The 8,305-nt window shown below is 47.8% G+C and carries 11 protein-coding genes; 4 read left to right on the top strand and 7 right to left on the bottom strand.

Annotation, left to right across the window (positions count from 1 at the left end; all coding sequences use genetic code 11):
• Positions 1-128 precede the first annotated feature (128 nt).
• Genes D8Y20_RS13210 through D8Y20_RS13180 form a run of 7 tightly spaced genes read right to left on the bottom strand, consistent with a single transcriptional unit; the run spans position 129 to position 5,602 of the window.
• Positions 129-677 carry a DUF924 family protein gene (locus D8Y20_RS13210; RefSeq protein WP_121544182.1) on the bottom strand — a complete coding sequence of 183 codons (549 nt, stop codon included), beginning with the start codon at positions 675-677 and terminating at the stop codon, positions 129-131.
• A complete protein-coding gene (locus D8Y20_RS13205; protein ID WP_121544181.1) occupies positions 674-1,564 on the bottom strand; it encodes a dihydroorotate dehydrogenase electron transfer subunit in 891 nt (296 codons plus the stop codon). Before D8Y20_RS13205 ends, D8Y20_RS13210 begins: the two co-directional genes overlap by 4 nt.
• Positions 1,565-1,569: 5 nt before the next feature.
• Positions 1,570-2,868 (bottom strand): dihydroorotase, encoded by a 1,299-nt coding sequence (locus tag D8Y20_RS13200; RefSeq protein ID WP_121544180.1) that lies wholly within the window; start codon positions 2,866-2,868, stop codon positions 1,570-1,572.
• On the bottom strand, positions 2,865-3,878 hold the full coding sequence (locus D8Y20_RS13195) for an aspartate carbamoyltransferase catalytic subunit (RefSeq protein WP_201265652.1): 1,014 nt from the start codon (positions 3,876-3,878) through the stop codon (positions 2,865-2,867). Before D8Y20_RS13195 ends, D8Y20_RS13200 begins: the two co-directional genes overlap by 4 nt.
• On the bottom strand, positions 3,878-4,387 hold the full coding sequence (gene pyrR / locus D8Y20_RS13190; protein ID WP_121544179.1) for a bifunctional pyr operon transcriptional regulator/uracil phosphoribosyltransferase PyrR: 510 nt from the start codon (positions 4,385-4,387) through the stop codon (positions 3,878-3,880). The genes D8Y20_RS13195 and pyrR overlap by 1 nt, the downstream gene beginning before the upstream one ends.
• Complete coding sequence (gene ruvX, locus D8Y20_RS13185; protein ID WP_121544178.1) at positions 4,384-4,911, bottom strand: Holliday junction resolvase RuvX; 528 nt, start codon at positions 4,909-4,911, stop codon at positions 4,384-4,386. Before ruvX ends, pyrR begins: the two co-directional genes overlap by 4 nt.
• The gene (locus D8Y20_RS13180; RefSeq protein ID WP_236075453.1) at positions 4,883-5,602 is read right to left on the bottom strand and encodes an FAD-binding oxidoreductase; all 720 of its coding nucleotides are present in this window, start codon (positions 5,600-5,602) and stop codon (positions 4,883-4,885) included. The genes ruvX and D8Y20_RS13180 overlap by 29 nt, the downstream gene beginning before the upstream one ends.
• 45 nt (positions 5,603-5,647) lie before the next feature.
• Here D8Y20_RS13180 and prmA point away from each other — a divergent pair, with 45 nt between their 5' ends.
• From prmA to D8Y20_RS13160, 4 genes are all read left to right on the top strand, one after another.
• Entirely contained in the window at positions 5,648-6,517 is an 870-nt protein-coding gene (prmA, locus tag D8Y20_RS13175) for a 50S ribosomal protein L11 methyltransferase (protein WP_121544177.1), read from the top strand.
• A 119-nt stretch (positions 6,518-6,636) separates the two neighbouring features.
• The gene (locus D8Y20_RS13170) at positions 6,637-7,290 is read left to right on the top strand and encodes a DUF2726 domain-containing protein (RefSeq protein ID WP_121544176.1); all 654 of its coding nucleotides are present in this window, start codon (positions 6,637-6,639) and stop codon (positions 7,288-7,290) included.
• Positions 7,287-7,616 carry a cupin domain-containing protein gene (locus D8Y20_RS13165; protein ID WP_201265651.1) on the top strand — a complete coding sequence of 110 codons (330 nt, stop codon included), beginning with the start codon at positions 7,287-7,289 and terminating at the stop codon, positions 7,614-7,616. Before D8Y20_RS13170 ends, D8Y20_RS13165 begins: the two co-directional genes overlap by 4 nt.
• 485 nt (positions 7,617-8,101) lie before the next feature.
• Positions 8,102-8,305 (top strand): protein kinase (locus tag D8Y20_RS13160; protein WP_147434103.1); only part of this gene is annotated, 204 nt, incomplete at its 3' end.

Below are 8,305 nucleotides of genomic sequence, written 5' to 3'. Positions count from 1 at the left end.
AAATTGATAATTATTCGTGAAAATTCGTGTTCATTCGTGGCTGGATGTTTTTATGATTGAGTCCCTCCAAACAATTACCATAAGTTGATGTTTCCCGCTAATGTCGATGAACCTTTTTTTCATGCCGCTTAAAATGACGAACCGGGCTGTGAGAGAAATTTGACCTCTTCTGGTGTTGAACTACGGCTAAGCACCGAATTACGATGTGGATAACGACCAAAGCGATCAATGATGAATTTGTGTTTGAGTTCAAATTCCAGATTGAATTCAACACCGGGTTGATCAAACAGTTTTACAGCCTGAGTATGAATCGCCATCGATTCACTGTGCATAAAGGGCATATAGAAGAAGGCTTTTTCAGGAGCTTCAAATTCCTGATCGGCGCCAATGCGTATTGCTTCCTGTGCCAGCACGAGTGCCATGCCATCCCAGGCAAAAGCTTCCGGTCGGTCTCTGTAAATATTGCGGGAGAATTGATCGAGCACAATGATTTCAGCTAAACGCCCCAGGCTAGATTCGCGCCAGTTGTAGAGTTTTCCGGCGATGGCGTCCTGATGCAGTTCACCAAAGCGTTGCCTGATCTCCTCATCCAGCACTTCATCTTTCATCCACCACTGGCGGGGTTCAAGATCTACGAACCAGAACTCCAGTACGTCCTGGGAATTGGCAGAAGTCATGCGAACTCAGGCAATATATCTGCCGGGAATACAGGGCCATCAACACAGACACGGCGATATTTTTCGTCGCCATTTTCAATTGTTTTAACCACACATCCGGCACAACCACCGATGGCGCAGGCCATGTGCTCTTCCAAGCTAAGATAAGTTGGCAGATCAAATTGACGGCCGACCTCGGCTACGGCATGTAGCATGGGATGCGGGCCGCAAGAGAGCAATACACAATGTGCACGTTCTTCATCACTAAGGGCGGCCAGATAATCACGGGCCAGATGCGGCACGTGGCCTTCATAGCAGCCATACAGCCCTGCATTGGATGCCAGACGACAGGCGATGCCGCGCTCTTCTAATGACGTGATGGAGAGGATGGCATTGCCACCGATACCGGGCAAGATGGTGGTGGACGGCTTCAGAGCAAATGGGAAATCCACTTCTGAGCCTGCAAACACCACGCAATCAGCTTTGCGGTTGCTTTGATGGGATGAAGAGATCTGATCAGCGGCAAAAATCATGGGCGGAATACCAACACCGCCACCAATGAGAATATAACGTTTGGAGGTATCGCTCAGATCAAACGGTACACCGATGGGGCCCAGCATAGCGATACTTTCACCTACTTTACGCTGTGATAGCAGATGCGTGCCTTCACCAACCGCTTTGTAGAGCAGATCAACCGTACCTTTTTCAGGATTGGTTAACATAATTGAAATAGGGCGGCGCAGAGCACGTTCATCTGAGACACGCAGATGTACAAACTGACCCGGTTGAGCATGGGCGGCGGTTTTGGGTGCGTGGACACGCATAATAAATTGATCAGCCGGATGGGTGATGTGCGCTAGTACTTCCGCCTGTTCTTCAAACACAGTGTTGCGTTGATGATTCGCCACGTTCGTTATCCTTCTTCCGCGATGGATGCGGTTGCGTTAAAAACGATGTTTCCACCTTTCAGGGTGTAACTCACCTTGCCGGTCATTTCACGACCATGCCAGGGTGTGTTTTTACCTTTTGAAACCAGTTTATTGCGATCAACTATCCACGTTTCTTCTGGATCAAATAGCGTAATGTCGGCAGCAGCACCAACGCTGAGTGTGCCAGCATCCAGATTGAGTAAGCGGGCAGGGTTACATGTCATCTTGGCAATAAGATCAGACATTGTTAACACATCGTTGCGTACCAGATCGAGGGATACAGGTAACATTGTTTCCAACCCTACAATGCCGAATGCTGCACAGGAGAGCCCACAGCGTTTATCATCGTCATGATGGGGAGCATGGTCGGTGGCGATGACTTCGATGGTGCCGTCTCTTAAGCCTTCAATCACAGCCAACCGGTCTGCCTCGGTGCGCAATGGCGGGCTCATCTTGGCATCTACATTGTAGCCTAATACTTCATCTTCAGTCAGGGCAAAATGATGCGGTGCAGCTTCGGTGCTTACCTTTAAACCTTCAGCCCGGGCAGCACGTACCATTGCAACACCACCAAAGGATGAAATATGTGCTACGTGATAACGCGCATTGGCACGACGGGTAAGCATAATATCGCGCGCAATCATGGAGTCTTCACCCTCAACGGGCATGCCTGTGACGCCCAGTTGCGTGGAGATCCATCCCTCGTTAATACAACCATCACCAGTGAGCTGTTTCTCTTCTGCATGCTGGATAATCATGTAATCGAAGCTGGAAGAGTATTCGAGTGCTTTGCGCATTACTCCGGCATGCCAGACAGGCATACCATCATCGGAGAATGCAACACAGCCGGCCCGGGAGAGTTCACGCATTTCGGTGAGTTCTTTGCCATCGAGGTTTTTGGTCACAGCTCCAATCGGTAGCACATTACATAAACCAACCTGATTGGAGCGTTCAATAATTTGTCGCGCAATACCGGCATGATCGATATGCGGGCCGGTGTTGGGCATGCAGCACATGGTGGTGATACCACCGGCAACCGCAGCGCGGGAACCTGATTCAATATCTTCTTTCCATTCCTGGCCGGGTTCACGCAAATGCACATGCATATCAATCAGCCCGGGGCTGACGATTTTTCCTGTTGCATCAATGGTGATTTCCGCAACGCCATCAAATGCACCTATGCCTGCAATGCGGCCATCTTCAATCCAGAGATCACAGACTTCATCAATGGCATTGGCCGGATCAATGACGCGTCCACCTTTAATTAACAATGAGATACTCATGACCAGAACCCTTCCTTCGATTTCATCGCATCTTCTTCCATTTCACGTTTGGTGCGGCGGTTGCGTTTGGGCGGTATCTCTTCTGCATCATTACCACCACACAGAGCAGCCAACACAGCCATGCGAATCGCAACACCATGTTCAACCTGACTTAAGACGTGGCTGTTGACTGAATCGGCGACGTCAGTAGCAATTTCTACACCACGGTTCATTGGGCCTGGATGCAATACCAGGGTATCACTGCCAGCCGCATTCAGGCGGGCACGGTTTAAGCCATATGCTTCATGGTATTCGCGAATAGATGGAATCGAGCAGTTATCAGTCATGCGTTCTGTCTGCATGCGTAGCATATATACAGCATCAGAGCCGGGCAGGGCAGCATCAAAGTCGTGGTAAACTTCGCAACCATAGCGCTCAATATCAGATGGCAAGAGTGTTTTTGGTGCCACAACACGCATCTTATATCCCAGCTTTTGGGCTGCAATGAGATGCGAGCGGGCTACACGTGAATGTGCGATATCACCAACAATCGTAATCACTTTGTCTTCCATGGAGTCCCATGACTGTTTTAAGGTTAACAGGTCAGTGAGGATTTGGGTTGGATGTTCATGGGCCCCGTCACCGGCATTCACAATGGACGTATCACCCAGGTAATCTGCCAAAAATTCACAAGTGCCGGCAATGGAGTGACGGATAACCAGTACATGCGGTTGCATGGCTGCCAGTGTCATGCCGGTATCGAGCAGAGATTCCCCCTTTTTGGTGGCGCTGGTGGAAGCGGAGATATTAATGACGTCGGCGGATAGTCGTTTGCCAGCCAATTCGAAGCTGGTGCGTGTGCGTGTCGAGTTTTCAAAAAAGAGGTTGATGATGGTCTTGCCACGCAGGGTAGGTGCTTTCTTTATAGATCTGCGGTTAATGTCGATGAATGAGTGGCCAAGGTTTACCAAGTATTTAATTTGTTCGCTGTCTAAGTCGGTAATGCCGAACAGATGTTTGAAGGGGCGCATTATTTTACCTGCCTTTGTTCAATATGCCATGTGCCTTTTGTGATAAGTTTGACTGTGCAGTTGGCTGGAGCGTTATGCGTCAGTCCCACACAGTTTGCACTGATCGGTAGTTGCCTGCCGCCACGATCTACAAGGATCGCGAGTTTGATAGATGACGGTCTGCCGTAATCGAAAAGTTCGTCCATTGCCGCGCGAATGGTTCTGCCGGAATAAAGCACATCATCGACCAGCCAAACCTCTTTGCCAGATACATCAAAAGGTAATTCGCTGGGGCGTACTTCGGGATTAGGGCCAATGGTGTCGAGATCATCGCGATAAAAACTGATGTCGAGATTGCCGCGATGGACAGTGTTGCCAGCATCTTCAAGCTGTATTTGTATGGCGTTGGCAACTTTTGCTCCACCACTGTGAATGCCTACAAGGTAAATCTCTGTGCCAGTAATAGCTGCAGCCATCCGGATCAGTGCATCTTCAAGTGCAGTATTGTCAAACAGAACAGTATCAGTCATTTTACCTCCGGATGTGAGGCAAGAAAATCTTCCAGTATCACTGCCGCAGCAGTTTGATCGATCTTCTCTTTCACTTTCTTCTCATTGAGCCCTTGTCCGTATAAACGCTCTTTGGCTGTCCAGGTGGAAAGGCGTTCATCTTGAAATACGACTGGCAGGGCACAGGATTGCTGAAGTTGTTTGACTGCTTTCCGTGCATCTTTGGATTGTACGCCTTCGCTGCCATCCATATTCAAGGGCAGGCCGGCTACAATACCTTTAGAGCCGTACTCTTTGATCAGTTTAAGCAATTGTTTGGGCCATCCCTGATCGTTACGATGCAGATAGGTAACGCCATGACATGAATATGCCATGCGATCACAGACGGCGATACCGATTCGTTTCATGCCGATATCCAGCGCAATCAAGGGTAGTTGTATGTTTGTCGTTGAACTTGGCATGGCAGAATCAGAAGAAGAATGGGTGCCTGACACGTCGCGTTTGAGTGTCAATGGATCAGTAGTTGAGCAGGATACGACTTTCATCAAAGCCGAGATTCTGCAAAGTTTCAGTGCAGGCGTCCACCATTACGCTCATGCCAGCCAAACATGCGATGGCATGTTTACTATCGGGCGCATCAGATTCAAGTGCATGTTGCACATAACCGATCGGGCCGTCCCAGTTATCATTTCCCATTTCGAGTGTGATGGAGACTTCAATATCGTGATTACTCAAGTTTTCCAGTTCATCGGTGAGCAGCTGGTGCAGTGAAGTAAGAAATCCGGCATAGATATGCACGCGACCATAATCAGTACGGTGATGAATAATGTGCCGCCAAACACTGCGCAGTGGAGCGATGCCAGTTCCTACACCGATAAGATACACATCACTGCCTTTGTGCGTTTCCAGGTCGAAACCTTTACCCATAGGGCCTTCTACATCTAACTCCGAACCTTCAGGGAGGCCGCACAAATATTGCGATAATGCGCCTGATTTTTTAATGAAGAACTCATAAACGTCACTGTCTTCCGGGCTGGATGCAATGGCAAAATATCCGGGGCTCGGTTCTTGTAGTCCGGGGATTGCTATGCGGACGTATTGACCTGTTTGGAAGGACGTTACAGCACTACAATTATTGGTTTCCAGCGTGAGCTGCACCACTTCATCCTGACAGGCCGGGTCAGTTACTCGTACATTTTCTTTGACCCGCATGCGATATGTATAAGACTCAGGCACTTATACCTCCAAAAGAGGGTGTATTGGACAGAAGGGGAGCTCAAGATGCAAGCGACAAAATCACTGGAACTACGTATGACGGCTACAAGCATGGATGAAATGGCTTTTCAGGAGCTGGCCGAGAGCTTGCAAACACTTGGTATTGCATTAGAAACAGATGCGGATAGTGGGCAAAGCAGTCATATAGCCTGGTTTGAACTGGATGCGGATGATCTTGAATCAGGTAGTGACATAAAGAAATGTGCGCAAATCCGTGCTGCACTTGATCAACTGGATATTGACCCGGCCACAGTGCAGTTGACCGTGTTGGAAAATGAAGGTTGGGAAACGGCCTGGCAGAAGGATTGGCAGGCGATGCCAGTCGGTAAACGTTTATGGATTCGCCCCCCTTTTCGCGATGGGCCGACTGATGATCGTATTGATGTTGTGCTTGATCCCGGCATGGCGTTTGGTACTGGCACACACCCGACCACCAGGCTTTGCCTTGAAGCGGTTGAGCGTGTCTGTTTGAAGCGTGCGCCTGCAACCCTGTTGGATATGGGGGCCGGTTCTGGCTTGTTGGCCATTGCTGCGTTGAAGTTGGGAGCAAAAAGTGCTCTGGCTATTGATATGGAACAAGATTCGGTGGATGCCTGTAGAGTAAATGCAGCGATTAATGGCGTAACTCTTGAAGCGAAGCTTGATGATACACCGCCACTCCAGCAATTTGATCTGGTTGTCGCCAATATTCTTGCCGCACCGCTGGTCTGGATGGTCAAAGAGCTGTCACCATGCGTAGGGAATCGTTTGATTCTCTCCGGTTTGCTTACTACCCAGGTAGATGATGTAGCAGCAGCATATATTGCCCAAGGACTCACCGAAGCACGTCGTGATTCTCAGGCTGAATGGGCTTCAGTTGAATTCATTCGCGCCTAAATCGATACCTGTCATCAGGGGTGCCTGCTTACCAATATGAATGTGTTGTGAATTATAGGCTATACTCTATGAACAAAGGCTAGTGATTTTACATACAATGTATGTCTTAGGGGGTAAAGATGCATAATCAGATATTTATCATTGTTATGATTGTGTTGCTCATTGCCGTGGCATTTGTTGTTTTCAAGCGCTTGCTTGGTGATGTGGATGCAGGACAACCTGAGCACGTTGATCAGCGTACTGCCCTTGATCTTGAAACTCCGAAACTAAGTGCTGTTGAACAATGTTGTTTGCAAACCTTGCAGCAGGTCGCCGGCGCTGAGTATTATATACGTCATAAATTGACCCTGGGTGAGATATGCCCATCTGCAAAAAACAGTCAGCAGCATGTGGATTTTAGTTTGTATGGGAAAAAAGATAGCAATGTACACTGTGTGGTTCAGCTGCAAAATCCAGCCACCCGTCATGAGGGTGATGCCTTGGTTGAAACATTAGAGCAGGCAGGTATTGCGTTGTATCTATTGCCGCGAAAAAGTAGTTATTCAATTTTGAAAATGCGAGAGACACTTCAAGAGCATTTGAAGAAGCCCACACCTTCTTCTAATGAAATGATTTCTACCATTTCGATGCAATCCTTCCGTTCATGTCCACAGTGCCAGTCTCAAATGAAGCTAAAAAGATCCACATCGGGTTCATATAAAGGGGCGCTTTTCTGGGTCTGTGCTGCGTACCCTGATTGCGATGGCGTTGAACTATACACCGATAAGCGATGATGGAGCTGATCAACCTGTTTACCAACATTTCAGTAGAGATGAACCAGGAAGTGGTGGAAGAAATTTTGCATGGTAAAACATTTCGTTTGGAGCGTATTGTTTCCAACGGCCAATGCTCTGAACAAGCGTTCTGGTATGATCAGGAAGAAGATGAACTGGTATTTCTGCTCAGTGGAGAGGCTCGCTTGCAATTTGAGCATGATGATACTCTGCTGACATTGAAACCCGGTGATTATGTGCATATTCCTGCTCATCAAAGGCATCGACTGGACTGGACGAGTCCAGATGAAGCCAGCGTTTGGTTGGCGCTATTTTTCAAAGCCTAGAGATCGTATGGCACCTGTTATGTGTTAAAATATTTTATCGCAATGGTCGCAGGGCTCACTCTAGGGGGCTTTCTTTCCCATGGGATACTTTATCGCTTCGCGATTCACCTAATTTTGCACAATTCATCTTGGCGCTGAGAAAACCGGCGCAATGATCAGAAAAGCAATGCTAACCGGAGAGTTAACGCTGAGAGTTGAATCTATTTTTAGTCTTTACTTCGCGGAACTCTGCGTTCTCAGTGGGTGCATTAGTCAACTAAAAAATTATTGAGGATCAGAAAAAGTATGTGCAAAGGTGATCCTCATGCTCTTTTTAACATAATCTGAACGGTATTCTTTCACGTTAGGAAAAACAATGATGTTGAGGAATATTTGTTGTATGGCTTCAAAGGAATCATTTTCTATTTAATACTAATCAGCGGTGATATAGCAGTTCCACTACTATCTGCTAAACTAAGGGCATCGGAAGAGATTAGGGGAATTAATTGTTAGATATAGGGTCACCATTTTTGGATGGTAAATATCAGATAGAGAGCAAGCTCGGTCACGGCAGCTTTGGCATTGTTTATAAGGCTCTTGAGCAGTTTTCCAAGAAGCATGTTGCGATCAAAGAGATCACGGATGATGATTATAAAGAAGCGCTGCTCTCCGAGATTGAGCTTATGGCCGGCCTGCATCATCCCCATGTT

The sequence above is a fragment of the Mariprofundus sp. EBB-1 genome, from assembly GCF_003665155.1.
Taxonomy (GTDB): Bacteria; Pseudomonadota; Zetaproteobacteria; order Mariprofundales; family Mariprofundaceae; genus Mariprofundus.
Note: the sequence above shows the minus strand (reverse complement) of the source record. Positions and strands in the feature narration are given on the sequence as shown.

What these genes read in the sequence shown, in the direction of transcription:
- prmA (WP_121544177.1), top strand. Translation starts at nt 5,648, where the DNA reads ATGCAAGCGACAAAATCACTGGAACTACGTATGACGGCTACAAGCATG.
- D8Y20_RS13195 (WP_201265652.1), bottom strand. Translation starts at nt 3,878, where the DNA reads ATGCGCCCCTTCAAACATCTGTTCGGCATTACCGACTTAGACAGCGAA.
- D8Y20_RS13170 (WP_121544176.1), top strand. Translation starts at nt 6,637, where the DNA reads ATGCATAATCAGATATTTATCATTGTTATGATTGTGTTGCTCATTGCC.
- D8Y20_RS13165 (WP_201265651.1), top strand. Translation starts at nt 7,287, where the DNA reads ATGATGGAGCTGATCAACCTGTTTACCAACATTTCAGTAGAGATGAAC.
- ruvX (WP_121544178.1), bottom strand. Translation starts at nt 4,911, where the DNA reads ATGAAAGTCGTATCCTGCTCAACTACTGATCCATTGACACTCAAACGC.
- D8Y20_RS13210 (WP_121544182.1), bottom strand. Translation starts at nt 677, where the DNA reads ATGACTTCTGCCAATTCCCAGGACGTACTGGAGTTCTGGTTCGTAGAT.
- D8Y20_RS13200 (WP_121544180.1), bottom strand. Translation starts at nt 2,868, where the DNA reads ATGAGTATCTCATTGTTAATTAAAGGTGGACGCGTCATTGATCCGGCC.
- pyrR (WP_121544179.1), bottom strand. Translation starts at nt 4,387, where the DNA reads ATGACTGATACTGTTCTGTTTGACAATACTGCACTTGAAGATGCACTG.